Origin of the sequence: uncultured Massilia sp. (assembly GCF_913773735.1) — a bacterium.
Lineage (GTDB): Bacteria > Pseudomonadota > Gammaproteobacteria > Burkholderiales > Burkholderiaceae_D > Telluria.
Genome location: NZ_CAJYEB010000018.1, coordinates 12,418 through 29,040, shown reverse-complemented (window position 1 = coordinate 29,040; position 16,623 = coordinate 12,418). Strand labels below are relative to the sequence as shown.

The window sequence follows — 16,623 nt, the reverse complement described above, 5'->3', positions numbered from 1 at the left end:
GCCCGCGCGGGGACGCCGGTCTGTCGAAGACGGTTCCTTGCCCGGGCATCACTTGCCCAGTATCGACACCACGTTGTCCGCCCCCGGCGCGCCGAAGGCCTGTTGCTTGAGCACGTGCAACTGGTCGCGCACCTGCGCCGCCTTCTCGAACTCGAGGTTCTTGGCGTGGTCGACCATGAGCTTCTCGAGGCGCTTGATCTCCTTCGAGATCTGCTTCTCGGACATGCCCTCGACCTTGGCGGCGGCCTGGGCCGATTCGTGCGCGCCTTCCAGCATGGTCTTCGCGGCGGCCGCGCTGTAGACGCCGTCGATCATGTCCTTGATCTTCTTGTTCACGCCCTTCGGCACGATGCCGTTCGCCTCGTTGAAGGCGATCTGCTTGGCGCGTCGGCGTTCGGTCTCGTCGATCGCGCGCTTCATCGAATCGGTGACCTGGTCGGCGTACAGGATCGCCACGCCGTTCAGGTTGCGGGCGGCGCGGCCGATGGTCTGGATCAGCGAGCGCTCCGAACGCAGGAAGCCTTCCTTGTCGGCGTCCAGCACGGCCACCAGCGACACCTCGGGCAAGTCCAGGCCCTCGCGCAGCAGGTTGATGCCGACCAGCACGTCGAACGTGCCCAGGCGCAGGTCGCGCAGGATCTCGACGCGTTCCACCGTGTCGATGTCGCTGTGCAGGTAGCGCACCTTGATGCCGTGGTCGCCCAGGTATTCCGTCAACTGCTCGGCCATGCGCTTGGTCAGCGTCGTCACCAGCACGCGTTCGTCCTTGGCGATGCGGTCGTTGATCTCGCCCATCAGGTCGTCGACCTGCGAGCGCGCCGGCTTGACGAGGATCTTCGGGTCGACCAGGCCGGTCGGGCGCACCACCTGCTCGACCACGTTGTCGGCATGCGCCTTCTCGTACTCGGCCGGCGTCGCCGACACGAAGATGCACTGCCGCATCTTGTGCTCGAACTCCTCGAACTTCAGCGGGCGGTTGTCCAGCGCAGACGGCAGGCGGAAGCCGTAGTCGACCAGGTTCACCTTGCGCGAGCGGTCGCCGTTGTACATGGCGTTGAGCTGGCCGATCATCACGTGCGACTCGTCCATGAACATCAGCGCGTCCTTGGGCAGGTAGTCGATCAGCGTCGGCGGCGGCTCGCCCGGCATGGCGCCGGACAGGTGGCGCGAATAGTTCTCGATGCCCTTGGTAAAGCCCACCTCGGCCAGCATTTCCAGGTCGAAGCGCGTGCGCTGCTCGAGGCGTTGCTCTTCCAGCAGCTTGCCCTGCTGGCGGAACTGTTCCAGGCGGTCGCTCAGCTCGGCCTTGATCGAATCGACGGCGCGCAGCACGGTCGAGCGCGGGGTAACGTAGTGCGAACCCGGATAGACGGTGAAGCGCGGGATCTTCTGGCGCACCTTGCCGGTCAGCGGGTCGAACAACTGCAGCGAATCGATCTCGTCGTCGAACATCTCGACGCGGATCGCGAGTTCCGCGTGTTCCGCCGGGAAGATGTCGATGGTGTCGCCGCGCACGCGGAACGAACCGCGCGAGAAATCCATCTCGTTGCGGGTGTACTGCATCTGGATCAGGCGCGCGATGATGTCGCGCTGCGCCACCTTGTCCTTGTGGCGCAGCGTCAGGATCATCTTGTGGTACTCGTTCGGATTACCGATACCGTAGATGGCCGACACGGTGGCGACGATGACGACGTCGCGCCGCTCCATCAGCGACTTGGTGCACGACAGGCGCATCTGCTCGATGTGCTCGTTGATCGACGAGTCCTTCTCGATGAACAGGTCGCGCTGCGGCACGTAGGCTTCCGGCTGGTAGTAGTCGTAGTAGGAGACGAAGTACTCGACCGCGTTCTGCGGGAAGAACTCGCGGAACTCCGCGTACAGCTGGGCCGCCAGCGTCTTGTTGGGGGCGAACACGATCGCCGGACGGCCCGCGCGGGCGATCACGTTGGCCATCGTATAGGTCTTGCCGGAGCCCGTCACGCCGAGCAGCGTCTGGTACATCAGGCCGTCGTCGATGCCTTCCACCAGGCCCTGGATCGCCGTCGGCTGGTCGCCGGCGGGCGGGAAGGGCTGGTGCAGCTTGAACGGGGAGTCGGGGAACGTGATGACGGTTGGCTCGGGGGAATTTACGACCGATAAATCTGCCATGGGATCAGACCTTTGCTAGAATGAGAATCCGCCTGCGGCCTGCCAGAACGCCTGGCCGCTGTCTATACAACCGCTGCGAACCCAGCCGACAAACCAAGTTTATCACGATGAATTCCACAGCTCCTGCCAGCATCTTCGGCGCCATCGCCATGGCCCCGCGCGACCCCATCCTGGGCATCACCGAAGCTTTCAATGCAGACACCAATCCCGCCAAGATCAACCTGGGCGTGGGCGTGTACTACGATGACAACGGGAAAGTGCCGCTGCTGGATTGCGTACGCAAAGCGGAAGCGATGTTGATGGAGCAACCGGCCCCGCGCACCTACCTGCCGATCGAGGGCCTGGGTGCGTACGACAAGGCTGTGCAGGAACTGGTATTTGGTGCCGACAGCGCCGTAATTCAAGAGAAACGTGCGGTCACCGTGCAGGCCCTGGGCGGCACCGGCGCGCTGAAGATCGGCGCCGACTTCCTCAAGCGTTTCTCGCCGGACTCGAGCGTCTACATCAGCGACCCGAGCTGGGAAAACCACCGCGCGCTGTTCGAAAGCGCCGGCTTCACCGTGAACAACTACGCCTACTACGATCCGGCGACCCACGGCGTGAACTTCGACGGCATGCTGGCCGCGCTGCAGGCGATGCCGGCCGGCGCCATCGTCGTGCTGCACGCCTGCTGCCACAACCCGACCGGCGCCGACCTGACGCCCGCGCAGTGGGGCCAGGTGATCGAGGCGGTGAAGGCCGGCGGCCTGATCCCGTTCCTGGACATGGCCTACCAGGGCTTCGGTTCGGGCATCGCGGAAGACGGCGCCGTCGTGCGCCGCTTCGTCGATGCGGGGGGTCCGCTGCTGGTGTCGAACTCGTTCTCGAAGTCGTTCTCGCTGTACGGCGAACGCGTCGGCGCGCTGTCGGTGGTGGCCGCGTCGGCCGAGGAAGCGGCGCGCCTGCTGTCGCAGCTCAAGCGCATCGTGCGCACCAACTACTCGAACCCGCCGACCCACGGCGGCAAGGTCGTCGCCACCGTGCTGTCGACCCCGGCACTGCGCCAGACCTGGGAAGACGAACTAGCCGGCATGCGCGTGCGCATCAAGCAGATGCGCGACGAACTGGTGAAAAAGCTGGCCGAAAAGGCGCCGGGCAAGGATTTCGAGTTCGTGCGCGAGCAGGTCGGCATGTTCTCGTACTCGGGCCTGACCAAGGAACAGGTCGAGGCGCTGCGCGCCGAATCGATCTACGCCGTGGACACCGGCCGCATCTGCGTTGCCGCGCTGAACTCGAAGAACATCGATCGCGTCGTTGACGCCATCGCAAAAGTTCTCTAAAATCCTGGCTCTTCCGATTCGGCGCGCAAGCGCTGGATCGAGAGCAATTCCCTGATAGCTCAGTCGGTAGAGCGACGGACTGTTAATCCGCAGGTCCCTGGTTCGAGTCCAGGTCGGGGAGCCAAGTATTCGGCCTTGGCGCGGCATGCACGATTGGCAAGATCGCCTGTGCAAGCCGCGACGGGGCGGTTATAATAGCAACACGCAGCACAATTCCCTGATAGCTCAGTCGGTAGAGCGACGGACTGTTAATCCGCAGGTCCCTGGTTCGAGTCCAGGTCGGGGAGCCAGAATTCGAGAAAGGGCATCGGTAATCGATGCCCTTTTTTATTTGGTGCGCCCATCCATGCCTCCATTCCCCTGGAAAACCCCGATACCGTTGCCGCAACGCAGCCGGATTCGGTAAGCTGTCGCCACCACAACAGGGATGATCCATGCACATGATCCGGCGCCACCGGGCGGCGCGCCTGCGCGCATTCGCCACTGCCTGCGTTCTCGTCGTCTTCGCATGCGCCGGCGCGACCGGCGCCGAGCTGGCATGGCCGGCGCAGACCCGGCTGGCCGGCTACCAGCACAGCCAGTGGACGGCCGAGAACGGGCTGCCGGCCGACATCCTCGGCATGGCGCAGACGCCGGACGGCTGGCTGTGGCTGTCGACCAGCCATGGGCTGTACCGGTTCGACGGCATCCGCTTCGTGCGCGCGCCCGGTGCGCTGGGCCGCGTGCGCACCTACGACATGACGGCGGCGCCGGGCGGCGAACTGATCGTCGCCATCTTCGGCGGCGGCGTCTCGGTACTGCACCCCGACGGCCGCGTCGAGGAACTGTCCGGCTCCGACGGTCCGGCCATCGGCACCGTGAATGCGCTGGCGGTGGATGGCGACGGCGTGCTGTGGGCGGTCGGCAACGCGATCTACCGCCGCACGGGGCAGGCATGGGAAGCGGTGGACCGCGACCCGTCCTGGGACGGGCCGGGCCTGAGCAGCCTCGCGGTCGACGCGCAGGGGCGCCTGTGGGCGGCGTCCGATGCCGGCGTCAAGCGCTACGATCCGCTGCGCAAGCGCTTCGACATCGTCACGCGCCGCACCGGCAGCCTGGTGCTGGCGCCCGACGGCAGCATGTGGGCGCTGGCCAAGAACGGCACCGGCGCCGTGCGGCTGTCGGCGCCGCAGGGGCCGAACGCGCGGCCGGCGCGCGCCAATCCGTCCGGTTCGCGTTTCGCGGGACTGTTCGATGGCGCCGGCACGCTGTGGAAGCTGCGCTGCCCGGGACAATCCCTGTGCCTGGGCAGGGCCGTGGCCGGCGCGGCGGGGCCGGATGCGCCGGCGGCCTTCGAGGCTGCCCCGGGCGGCGCGCCGGCGCTGTCCGGCGCCGAGGCGCGCCACATCCTCGAAGACCGCGAAGGCAATGTCTGGATCGCCACCGACCGCGGCCTGGACCGCTTCCGCCCCGGGCGCCTGGTGCACGCCGGCCTGCCCGGCGGCGTCAACGTCAGCATGGCCGCCGACGGCCTGGGGCGCCTGTGGGCCGCCGACAACGATGGCGGGCTGTGGCAGTTGCAGCCGGGCCGCCTGCCGCGCGCCGTGCCCGGGCCGGTCGCGCGCATCGTCGCCCGGGCGCGCGACGGCGGCATCCTGGTCGCGGGCAGCCGCGCCATCTGGCGCCAGGAGGCGGACGGCAGCCGCACCGTCATCGCGATGCCGCCGGGGGCGGACGGCAAGCCGCGCGACCGCAAGCCCTTCGTGCTGCTCGACGACGGCAAGATGATCTGGACCGCGACCGCGGACACCAGCCTGATCGGCTGGGACGGGATGCGGTGGCGGTCCTGGACCGAATTCAACCTCACCGACAAGGTCTACCTCCTGGTGCCCGGCGCGCCCGGCCAGATGTGGCAGGCGCGCGCCGGCGGCGAACTCGTGTTCTGGGACAACGGCAAGCGCGCGCATCTCGACGCGCGGGCGGTGGGCTGGATCACCGGCATCTTCCCCGGCGCCGACGTGGTGGTGGGCGGCGACGATGGCCTGGGGGTGCTGCGCGACGGCCACGTGCGCCTGTTGCGCACGGCCGATCCGGATGCCTTGCGCGGCATCTCGGGCCTGGTCGCCACGCCCGACGGCGACCGTTGGCTGAACGGCGCCGCCGGCGTCCTGCACGTGCGCGCCGACGACTGGCGCCGCGCGCTCGCGCAGCCGGATGCGCCGTTGCGCTACGAACGGTTCGGCGCGGGCGACGGCTACCCGGGCCGTGCGCTGGTCGAGAGCGGCCAGCCCACGGCGACCAGCGGCGACGGCCGCCTGCTGTGGTTCATCGGCACCGAGGGCGTGGCCACGCTCGACAGCGCCGCGCCCCGCCGCAACGGCGTCGCGCCGACGCCGCAGGTGGAAGGGGTGCAGACGCCGGCCGGCATGCTGGCGCCGGCCGGCACGGTCGCCATCGCGCCCGGCACCGCGCGTTTCGGCATCGCCTTCACGGCGCCGGCGCTGCGCATGCCGGAAAAGGTGCGCTTCGAATACCGCCTGGACGGCTTCGACAGCGACTGGCAGGACGCCGGGGCGCGCCGCGCGGCCGAGTACACGCAGGTGCCGCCGGGCGACTACCGCTTCCGCGTGCGCGCCTACAACGAGGACGGCGTGGCCGGCACCGGCGAGGCGACGCTGGCGCTGCGGGTCGCGCCCACCATGCTGCAGTCGCCATGGTTCCACGCGCTGCTGGCCGTTGTGCTGGCGGGCCTGGCGGCGGCGCTGTACCGCTACCGCGTGCGTTACCTGACCGCGCGCCTGGCCGAGCGCCTGCGCGTCAAGACCGCCGAGCGCGAACGCATCGCGCGGGCCCTGCACGACTCCTTCCTGCAGTCGCTGCAGGCGGTGCTGATGCGCCTCGACGCCGTCGCCGCGCGCTTGACCGACACCGGCGCGCGCAGCGAGATCGAGACCATCCGCGCGCATGCCAGCGACGCGCTGGTGGAGGGGCGCAGCCATCTGGCCGAACTGCGCGGGGACGACGCCGTCGAACTCGGCGAGGCGCTGGCGCGCTGCCTGCAGCAGCAGCGCGAGACCGCGCCCGGCACCGAGTTCGTGCTGCGCGTGATCGGGGAGCAGCGGCCGCTGCACGATGCCGTCGAGGACGAGGTCGCGCACATCGCGCGCGAGGCGCTGCGCAATGCCGCCACCCATGCCGGCGCGCGCACGGTCCGGGTGGCGCTGGGCTACGGCAAGCGCGCCCTGACGGTCTCGGTCGCCGACGACGGCTGCGGCCTGCCCGCCGAGGTGGCGCGCGGCGGCGCCCGCCCGGGGCACTGGGGACTGGCCGGCATGCGCGAGCGCGCCGAGCGCGTGAACGGGCTGCTGGTCATCGACAGCCAGCCGGGGCGCGGCACGACGGTGCGGCTGGCGGTACCGGCGCGCCAGGCCTACATCGAGCGCTGAGCGGCGCGGGCCCGGGCGGGCGCCCGGATCGGCCCTTAGTTGCCCGGCACCGGCCTGACTTTCGAGGCCGCCTCCAGCGCCCGCGCGCGCGCCGTGTCGACGTCGGCGGCGGTGGCCAGCGCCACGCCCATGCGCCGGCGCGCGAACGATTCCGGCTTGCCGAACAGGCGGATGTCGCTGCCCGGCACGCGCAGCGCCTCGGCCACGCCCTCGAAGGCGATGCCGGCCTGTTCCAGCTGGCCGTAGATGACGGCGGAGGCGCCCGGCGCGCGCAGCGCCACGTCCACCGGCAGGCCGAGGATGGCTTTCGCGTGCAGCTCGAATTCGCTCTGGTGCTGCGTGGCCATCGTCACCATGCCGGTGTCGTGCGGGCGCGGGCTGACTTCCGAGAACCACACCATGTCGCCCTTGACGAACAGTTCGACCCCGAACACGCCCAGGCCGCCCAGGTTGGCCGTGACCCGCTCGGCGATGTGGCGCGCGTTGGCCAGCGCGCCCGGCGTCATGGGCTGCGGCTGCCACGACTCGACGTAGTCGCCGTGCACCTGCTTGTGGCCGATCGGTTCGCAGAAGCGCGTCTCGACGGCGCCGTCCGCGCCCACGGCGCGCACGGTCAGCAGCGTGATCTCGTAGTCGAAGTCGACGAAGCCCTCGACGATCACGCGGCCGGCGTCGACGCGCCCGCCCGCGGCCGCGTAGTCCCAGGCCGCCTCGACGTCGGCGGCGCCGTCGAGCCTGGACTGGCCCTTGCCCGACGAGGACATCACCGGCTTGACCACGCACGGAAAGCCGATCTCGGCGCAGGCCGCCTTCAGCTCCTCGAGGCTGGAGGCGAAGCGGTAGGGCGAGGTGGCGAGACCCAGTTCCTCGGCGGCCAGGCGGCGGATGCCTTCGCGGTTCATGGTCAAGAGCGCCGCGCGCGCGGTCGGGATGCAGGTGATCCTGCCGGCCGCTTCCAGCTCGGCCAGCTTGGGCGTGGCGATCGCCTCGATCTCCGGCACGATCAGGTCCGGCCGTTCGCGCGCGATCAGCGCTTCCAGCGCCGCGCCGTCGGTCATGTCGATCACGTGGGCGCGGTGCGCGATCTGGTGGCCCGGCGCATTCGGATAGCGGTCGACGGCGATCACCTCGACGCCCAGGCGCTGCAGCGAGATGATGACTTCCTTGCCGAGCTCGCCGGAGCCGAGCAGCATGACCTTGGTGGCGGAAGGGGAGAGGGGCGTGCCCAGGGTGCGTGGCGTGGTCATTGGAGACGGAATGGTGGTTGGAAAATAGGGGCGACTATAGCAAACCGCACCGCCCCGCGCACCATGGCAGGATGCTATTGGCATCCCCAAATTTCCTGCTATAATATTGCCTCGATTCCCTGATAGCTCAGTCGGTAGAGCGACGGACTGTTAATCCGCAGGTCCCTGGTTCGAGTCCAGGTCGGGGAGCCAGAATGCATGAAAGGCCGCGTGAGAACGCGGCCTTTTTCATATCCGGGTATCCGGACCTTGCCCATGCCGCCATTCTCCCGCCGCGACGCCGAACGCATCGCCCGCCACGCCCCCGCCGCCGACGCCGCGCGCTGGCTGCACCCGGTCCAGCAGGCCCTGATCCACCGGCGCGGCTGGCTGCGCATGCTGGCGCCGCGCGCGCTCGGCGGCGACGAACTGCCGCTGCCGCAGGTCGTGCGCCTGGAAGAGGCGATCGCGCGCGTGGACGGCAGCATGGCCTGGACCGTCACCTTGTGCGCCGGCGCCGGCTGGTTCACCGGCTTCCTCGACCCCTCGCTGGCGCGCGAGATCCTCGCGACGCCGCGCGCCTGCCTGGCCGGCAGCGGCGCCCCGACCGGCGTGGCCGAGCGCGACGGCGACGGCTGGCGCATCGACGGCCAGTGGGACTACGCCAGCGGCGCGCCGATGGCCACGCATTTCACGTTCAACGCGCTGCTGCGCGCCGACGGCAAGCCGCTGCTGGATGCGCTCGGCCAGCCGCGCATCCAGGCCTTCGTGGTGCCGGCCGCGCTGGTCGAGATCGTGCCGAACTGGCGCACGCTGGGCCTGCGCGCCACCGCCTCGCATGCCTATCAAGTCGCTGGCCGCCGGGTGCACGCGCGCCACGGTTTCACCATCGATCCGGACGCCGCCCGCGCGCAGGGGCCGCTGTACCGCTTCCCGTTCATGGCCTTCGCCTTCGTCACGCTGGCCGCCAACGTCGCCGGCATGGGCGCGCACTTCGTGGAACTGGCGCGCGCCGCGATCGGGCAGCGCCGCCACCGCTTCGGCAATGGCGAGGCGCTGATCGACGTGCCGGCCGTGCGCGCGGCGCTGGACGGGGCCGAGGCCGCGCTGGAAGCCGCGCGCGGCCGGGTCTACGCGCTGCTCGATGCGACCTGGGAACGGGTGGACGCCGGCGCGCGCGTGGACGAGGCGCAGGCTGCCGAACTGCAGGCGCTGGCCATGGCCTGGGTGGGGGCGGCGCGCCATGCGGTGGACACGCTGTATCCGTACTGCGGCCTGCAGGCGGCGCGCGAGGACAGCGATATCAACCGCGTCTGGCGCGATTTCCATACCGGGGCGCAGCACGCGCTCCTGACGCCGCTGGACCCGCTCTCCTGACACTGCCCGCCGGCACCCATGCCGTCACCCCGGCGCAGGCCGGGATCCAATGTCGTCGTGCGCGACCACGCCGGAAAATTCGGCCCCGGCCTGCGCCGGGGCGACGGTGGGGGGGCGCCGGGGCGACGGTGGGGTGTGCCGGGGCGACGTGCCGGGCAGGTCTAGGCAAACCGGCAAGCTGCCGCTATAATGCGGCCTCTTTTCCCTGATAGCTCAGTCGGTAGAGCGACGGACTGTTAATCCGCAGGTCCCTGGTTCGAGTCCAGGTCGGGGAGCCAGAATTCGCTGCACCGGATTTGCAGCACCGAAAAGCCCGCTTCGCAAGAAGCGGGCTTTTTTCGTTGTGCAATCGACACACGCACCCGCCCGCCCGTACCCGCCGCAGCCGCTTTTTGCGCTGCAGCGCCATGCCCGGTCTGGCATGGGTCGCCACGGTGCTTTCCGCATCCCCTTGGTGCACGCGCCATGCGCGCAACGGTCCGGCTTGCCCCCCGTCCCACTGGTGGCAGGCCGCCTCCAGCGCCACAGCCATGCCACCGGCATGCACCACGCCTGTGCCAGCGCCCCCGACCGCAATGCAGCAATTTCCAAACGCCAATCCATGCATTGAAATTTTCTGCCAAAAATTTTCAAAAAAAGAAAATAAAGAGATTATTTTTCTGTTTGATTAATTTTGGTGAAACAACGTAGTATTTGGAAAACGTTCTGGTCCGCCGTCCCCTTCAGGAGTGTATCCATGTCACGAAGCGTCAAGCAGCTGTCGAATACCCAGGCCAACGACCCCGCGTCCCTCGGGGATGGCGCGCACCGGATGCCGCGTCCCCGCGCCATCGCCCTGGCCGTCGCCGCGATCGTGGCGCTGGCCGGCGCCCAGGCGGCGCAGGCGGGCGAAGCGCACCAGCCGGACCAGCCCGACGAGGTGGCGCAGGCGCAGGCGCAGGCCGCCGGCGCCGTGCCGGCGGGCACCCGCACCGAAGTGGTCACGGTGACCGCCACCCGCCGCCGCGAACCGCTGCGCGACGTGCCGCTGCGCGTCGAGACGCTGGGCGCCGACAAGCTGGAAAGCAGCGGCGCCGCCTCGCTCGACGACTACGTCGGCACGCTGCCGGGCGTGAGCGTGTCGTCGGGCGGCGGTCCGGGCCGCGGCCAGGTGAACATCCGCGGCGTCTCGGTGGGCACCGCGACGGCGCCGACCGTCGGCACCTATATCGACGACGTGGCCTTCGGCTCCAGCACCGGCTTCGTCGGCGAGGCCGTGGCGGCGCTCGACATGGCGCTGCTCGACCTGCACCATGTCGAACTGCTGCGCGGCCCGCAGGGCACGCTGTACGGCGCCGGCGCGATGGGCGGCCTGCTCAAGTACGTGACCAACGATCCCGATTCCTCCGGCTTCTCGGGCAAGGCCGGGGTGGCGCTGCGCGGCACCCGCAACGGCACCCTGGGCCACGTCGAGAACGCCGTGGTCAACGTGCCGCTCAGCGAAGGCACGGCGGCGCTGCGCGTGGCGGCGTTCAACGAGCACGACGGCGGCTACATGAAGGCCGTCGGCCGCGTGCCGGGCGAGCACGTCAACGAAGGCGATACGCGCGGCGCGCGGGTCTCGGTGCTGTTCGATCCGAGCAAGCAGCTGCGCGTGCGCCTGACCGCCACCCAGCAGCAGATCGAGCGCGACGGCACCAACCAGCTGCAGTACGACACGGTCACCGGCCGTCCGATGTACGGCGACCTGACGCACAACCTGTACACCCCGGAACCCTACAAGATCACGACCGGCGTCGTCTCGGCCGACGTCGAGTACGACCTGGGGTGGGCGCGCCTGAACGTGATCGGCTCGGCCCAGCGCTTCAAGGCCAATACGGTGCTCGATGCGATGGACATCGTCGGCTCGCCGGACTTCAGCTTCGCGAGCCTCGACAACGACACCAAGTTGAACAAGAAGACCGGCGAAGTGCGCCTGACGTCCTCGCGCGGCGTCGTCGAATGGCTCCTAGGCTACTTCCACAACAAGGAAACCGGCAGCCGCCACCAGCGCCTGTGGGGCCAGGTGGCGGCCGACGGTTCCGAGCTGACGCTGGTGACCAGCGACCAGCCCTCGCGCTATACCGAGAACGCCGTGTACGGCGACGTCACCTGGAATCCGGCGCCGGCCTGGTCGTTCACGGTCGGCGCGCGCCTGGCGCGCAACAAGCAGGTGTACGGCACCGCGACCAACGGCGTGGCCGACTTCGAGGCGCCGGCCAAGGACGATGCGAAGACGTACCTGGTGACCGGGCGCTACTCGATCGACAAGACCAGCAGCGTGTACTTCCGCGCCGCCAGCGGCTACCGCCCGGGCGGGCCGAATCCGCCGGCGATCGACCAGAACGGCCAGGTGGTGCCGGGCGCGCCGCTGTCGTTCCAGTCGGACAAGCTGTGGAGCTACGAGGTGGGCTACAAGGCCGACCTGCTGGACCGCCGCCTGTTCCTCGAGGCCGCGCTGTTCGACATCCGCTGGGACAAGCTGCAGCAACCCATCGCCATCGGCGCCACCACGCTGACCGGCAATGCCGGCAAGGCCGAATCGAAGGGCCTGGAACTGGCGCTGCGCTACCGGCTGGACGACCACTGGAGCCTGGACGGCAGCCTGGCCTGGACCGATGCCAAGCTGACCGAGGACGCACCGGCGCTGGGCCCGTCGGGCGCGCGCCTGCCGAACACGGCGAAGCTGTCCTCGACGGTGGGCGGCCGCTACGACGCCGAGCTGGCCGGCCGGCCCGTCTATGCCGGCGTGACCGTGCGCCACGTCGGCCAGCGCAACGCCGGCTTCGATTCGCCCGCCACCTCGGTGCCGAATTTCAGCATGGGCGGCTATACGCTGCTCGACCTGCAGGCCGGCATCGACGTCGACGCCTGGCAGCTCGGCGCCTTCGTGCGCAACATCGGCGACAAGCGCGCGCTGACCGGCGCCGACACGGCGCTGACGGCCTTCGGCGGCCCGCTGCGGGCGACGCCGGTGCAGCCCCGTACCGTCGGCGTCAGCGTGGCGAGGTCGTTCTGATGCGCGCCGTTCTCATTCGCGCATGGGCGGCGGCGCTGCTCCTGTGCGCCGCCGTCGCGCAGCCGGGCAGGGCGCAGGAGCCCGGGCCGGTCGCCACGCCCGCCCCCGCGGTCCCGGTCGCGCCGGCCCCGGCGTCGGCGTCGGCGCCCGTCACCCCCGCGCGCGGCGCGGTGGCGCTCACCGAGGCCGACGCCGCGGCGTGGCTCGACGGCCTGATGCCAAGCGCCCTGCGCAGCGCGCGCGTGCCGGGCGCCGTCGTGGTCCTCGTCAAGGACGGCAAGCCGCTGCTGCAGAAGGGCTACGGCCTGGCCGACTGGGACAAGTCGATCCCGGTCGACCCGGCCGCCACGCTGTTCCGTCCGGGCTCGATCTCCAAGCTGTTCACCTGGACGGCGGTGATGCAGCTGGTCGAGCAGGGCAGGCTGGACCTGGACGCCGACGTCAACCGCTACCTCGACTTCCAGGTCCCGGCGCGCAACGGCAAGGCGCTGACGCTGCGCCACGTGATGACGCACACCAGCGGCCTGGAGGAGACGGCGCGCGACCTGATCACCTTCGGCACGCCCACGCCCGACAACGGCCGCGTGCTCAAGCGCTACATCCCGCCCTACCTGTACGACCCCGGCGCGATGCAGGGCTATTCGAACTGGGCGACGGCGCTGGCCGGCTACATCGTCGAGCGCGTCGCGCGCCAGCCCTTCGACGACTACGTCGAGCAGCACGTCTTCGCGCCGCTGGGCATGAAGCACTCGAGTTTCCGCCAGCCGCTGCCGGCCGCCATGCAGGGCAATATGTCGCAGGGCTATACCAGCGTGGAGGAGCCGCCCAAGGGCTTCGAGATCGTCAGCCTGGCGCCCGCCGGCAGCCTGTCCTCGACCGGCGCCGACATGGCCCGCTTCATGCTGGCCTACCTGGGCCAGGGGGAGCTGGACGGCGCGCGCATCCTCAAGCCGGAAACGGTGCGCATGATGCACACGACGATCACGCGCGGCCTGCCGGGCCTGAACGGCATCGGCCTGGGCTTCTACCAGCAGGACATCAACGGCCACCGCGCCGTCGGCCACGCCGGCGACACGATCCTGTTCCATTCCGACCTGATGCTGCTGCCGGACGACGGCATCGGCCTGTTCGTGTCGGTCAATTCGCCAGGCCGCGACGACCAGGGCAAGTGGCTGCGCGAACGCCTGTTCCACGCCTTCGCCGACCGCTACCTGCCCGATGCGCGCGCGCCGCTGCCGGCGCTCGACGACGCCACCGCCAGCGCGCACGCGCAACTGGTGGCCGGCGCCTACCGCACCTCGCGGCGCGAGGATTCCACGTTCTTCTCGGTGCTGCAGCTGCTGAGCCCCTTGCGCGTGCACGCCGTCGACCATGGCCGCGTGGCGATCGACCTGGGCGGCGAGCGCAGCGTGTTCCGCGAGGTGCAACCGTTCCTGTGGCAGGAAGAGCATGGGAAGCGGCGCATGCAGGCCATCGTCCAGGACGGCAAGGTGGTGCGCCTGGGCATCGAGCCCTATGTCTTCGCCTTCGTGTTCGAGCCGGTGCCGTTCATGGCCGGCACCACCGTCACGGTGCTGCTGGCGCTGGCCTTCGGCGTCGCCCTGCTGACCGCGTTGCTGTGGCCCGTGGCCGCCGTGCTGCGCCGGCGCCACGGCGTGGCGGCCCCCGCCCGCGCCCTGACCTGGGTGCGCAGCGCCAGCTGCCTGGCGATCGGCGCCGTCGTCCTGTGGACGGCCACCATCGCCGTGATGGGCAACGACGGCGACGTCAGCCAGCTGCTGCCGCTGGCGCAGTCGGTGAGCCTGGTCGCCTTCGTCGGCGGCCTGCTGGCGGCGCTGTGGCATGCGCGCACGGCGCTGCGCACGGGCGGGCGCGCCGGCAAGGGGATGGCGCTCGCGTGGGTCGCCTCGTTCGCGGTGCTCGTGGCGGTGGGCCTGGCCCATCACCTGCTGAGCTTCAACCAGTACTATTGAAAGCCATCCGATGAAAGCACGTCTCCCTACCAAGTTCCTGTCCGGCGCCGCGCTGCTGTGCGCGGCGCTGGCCCTGCCGTCGTTCGCGGCCGATCCGAAGCAGGCCCCGACTGAGCCGGCGCCCGTGCCCGCGCTGGCCAGGACCCCGCAGGACAAGGCCGGCGCGGCGCTGAAGGAGCGCCTGCCCGAGAACCCGCTGCCGGCCGCGCCGCGCGCGCCGGTGTCCGACGGCGCCACGGACGGCGCCACGGACGGCACTACCCATGCCCTCGACGCCGCCGACCTGGGCGCCTGGCTCGACGGCCGCGTGCCGTACGCGCTCAAGAGCGGCGACATCGGCGGCATGGTCATCAGCGTCGTCAAGGACGGCAAGGTGCTGCTGCAGAAGGGCTACGGCCTGGCCGACGTGGCCGCGCGCGTGTCGATGGACCCGGCGGATACGCTGGTGCGCATCGGCTCGACCTCGAAGCTGTTCACCTGGACGGCGGTGATGCAACTGGTCCAGCAGGGCAAGATCGACCTCGACCGCAACGTCAACGACTACCTCGACTTCAAGATCGCCGAGCCCTACGGCAAGCCGGTCACCATGCGCCACCTGATGAACCACCGCGCCGGCTTCGAGGAAGGCTTGAAGGACCTGCTGTCCTACGATCCGCAGCGCACCCCCAGCACCGAGCGCTACCTGAAGGACCACCCGCGCCCGATGCTGTTCGCGCCGGGCGCGGTGCCGGCCTACTCGAACTACGGCGTTGCGCTGGCCGGCTACATCGTGCAGCGCCTCTCGGGCGAGCCGTTCGAGGCCTACGTCGAGCGCCACATCTTCCGGCCGCTGGGCATGACGCACACCACCTTCGTGCAGCCGCTGCCGGCCAACTTCCCGGGCACGCTGTCGAAGGGCTACCGCAGCGCCAGCGAGCCGCCGTCCGAATTCGAGATGGTGGTCACGGCGCCGGCCGGCAGCGTCACCACGACGGCCGCCGACATGGCCCGCTTCATGCTGGCCCACCTGCAGCAGGGCAGCCTGGACGGCTACGCCATGCTCGACCCGGCGACCACCGCGCGCATGCACGGCGCCACCGAATCGGCGCCGGAAGGCTTCGCCCGCATGGCGCACGGCTTCTTCCTCGCCACCCAGAACGGCCGCACCGTGCTCGGCCACGGCGGCGACACGGTGGTGTTCCACACCGAGCTGGGCCTGCTGCCGCAGGAAGGCGTCGGCATCTTCTTCACCTTCAACAGCCGCGGCAAGGATGCCGCCACGTACGGCGCGCGCAAGGAACTGTTCGACGGCTTCATGGACCGCTACTTCCCTGGCGCCGCCAGCGCGGCCGACACCGCGCCGGCGCTGGCCACCGCCAAGGAAGACGCGCACAGGATCGCCGGCCGCTACGAAGGCTCGCGCCGCGTCGAGCACGGCTTCCTCAGCGTGCTGTACCTGCTGGACCAGACGGTGATCGCCGCCACGCCGGATGGCACGATCAAGGTGCCGGACCCGGTGGTCGGCGGCCTGGTCGAGTACCGCGAGGTCGCGCCCCAGCGCTGGCGCAAGATCGGCGGCGCGCAGACGCTGATGCTGACCGAGGTGGACGGCGTGAAGACCGTGGTCGACAGCGAAAACCCGGTGTCGGTGCTGCAGGAAGCGTCGTTCCTGCGTTCGACGTCGCTGAACCTGACCGTGCTGTCGCTGTCGGTGCTGGTGCTGCTGGCCACGCTCGTCATGTGGCCGCTGGGCGCGCTGCTGCGCCGCGCGGACCGCGCCGTCAGCGGCGCCTCGCCCGAACTGCGCCGCCTGCGCCGGGTGCAGCGCGTGGCCGTCGCCGTGGCCATGGCCTGGCTGTTCGTCTGGTTCCTGCTGATCCAGCCGGTGCTGGTGACCGACCTGCGCCTGTACAGCTATGCCAACGACTGGCTGGTGGGCCTCGTCGAGGCCAGCGGCCTGCTGGCCGTGGCCGCCGCCGTGGCCGGCGTCTGGGCGGCCTGGCGCATGCGCCGCGCCGACGCCTCGGCGCTGGCCCGGACCTGGAGCGTGCTGGTGGCGCTGGCCCTGCTCGGCCTGCTGTGGGTGGGCGCGGTCGGCCAGCTGCTGGCCTGGAACCTGAACTACTGAGATGGCGACCG

8 protein-coding genes and 4 tRNA genes are annotated in these 16,623 nt (G+C 70.1%); 10 read left to right on the top strand and 2 right to left on the bottom strand.

Translation table 11 applies throughout. The annotated features are described in order from the left end of the window. Window positions 1–48: 48 nt before the first annotated feature. Window positions 49–2,148, bottom strand: a complete 2,100-nt coding sequence (gene uvrB, locus QZ749_RS07190) for an excinuclease ABC subunit UvrB (protein ID WP_296945033.1) — start codon at window positions 2,146–2,148, stop codon at window positions 49–51. A 107-nt stretch (window positions 2,149–2,255) separates the two neighbouring features. Between uvrB and QZ749_RS07185 the strand changes: the two genes are divergently transcribed. From QZ749_RS07185 to QZ749_RS07170, 4 genes are all read left to right on the top strand, one after another. Next, the gene (locus QZ749_RS07185) at window positions 2,256–3,467 is read left to right on the top strand and encodes an amino acid aminotransferase (protein WP_296945029.1); all 1,212 of its coding nucleotides are present in this window, start codon (window positions 2,256–2,258) and stop codon (window positions 3,465–3,467) included. Between the two features lie 48 nt (window positions 3,468–3,515). Further along, window positions 3,516–3,591, top strand: a tRNA-Asn gene (locus QZ749_RS07180). A 90-nt stretch (window positions 3,592–3,681) separates the two neighbouring features. Beyond that, a tRNA-Asn gene (locus QZ749_RS07175) sits at window positions 3,682–3,757 on the top strand. A gap of 144 nt (window positions 3,758–3,901) precedes the next feature. Continuing rightward, window positions 3,902–6,892 carry a sensor histidine kinase gene (locus QZ749_RS07170; protein ID WP_296945026.1) on the top strand — a complete coding sequence of 997 codons (2,991 nt, stop codon included), beginning with the start codon at window positions 3,902–3,904 and terminating at the stop codon, window positions 6,890–6,892. 35 nt (window positions 6,893–6,927) lie between these two features. Here the strand turns inward: QZ749_RS07170 and purT are convergent, their stop codons facing one another. After that, entirely contained in the window at window positions 6,928–8,139 is a 1,212-nt protein-coding gene (gene purT, locus QZ749_RS07165) for a formate-dependent phosphoribosylglycinamide formyltransferase (RefSeq protein WP_296945023.1), read from the bottom strand. Between the two features lie 116 nt (window positions 8,140–8,255). On the opposite strand from purT, the gene QZ749_RS07160 reads away from it, so the two are divergent. The 6 genes from QZ749_RS07160 (at window position 8,256) to QZ749_RS07135 (ending at window position 16,612) form a co-directional block, all read left to right on the top strand. Beyond that, window positions 8,256–8,331 (top strand) — tRNA-Asn (locus QZ749_RS07160). A gap of 63 nt (window positions 8,332–8,394) precedes the next feature. Continuing rightward, a complete protein-coding gene (locus tag QZ749_RS07155; protein ID WP_296945022.1) occupies window positions 8,395–9,495 on the top strand; it encodes an acyl-CoA dehydrogenase in 1,101 nt (366 codons plus the stop codon). A gap of 202 nt (window positions 9,496–9,697) precedes the next feature. Further along, window positions 9,698–9,773 (top strand) — tRNA-Asn (locus QZ749_RS07150). Between the two features lie 458 nt (window positions 9,774–10,231). Continuing rightward, complete coding sequence (locus QZ749_RS07145) at window positions 10,232–12,532, top strand: TonB-dependent receptor (RefSeq protein WP_296945020.1); 2,301 nt, start codon at window positions 10,232–10,234, stop codon at window positions 12,530–12,532. After that, a complete protein-coding gene (locus QZ749_RS07140) occupies window positions 12,532–14,505 on the top strand; it encodes a serine hydrolase domain-containing protein (protein WP_296945017.1) in 1,974 nt (657 codons plus the stop codon). Before QZ749_RS07145 ends, QZ749_RS07140 begins: the two co-directional genes overlap by 1 nt. Before the next feature lie 10 nt (window positions 14,506–14,515). Next, on the top strand, window positions 14,516–16,612 hold the full coding sequence (locus tag QZ749_RS07135; protein WP_296945014.1) for a serine hydrolase: 2,097 nt from the start codon (window positions 14,516–14,518) through the stop codon (window positions 16,610–16,612). The last annotated feature ends 11 nt before the right edge of the window (window positions 16,613–16,623 follow it).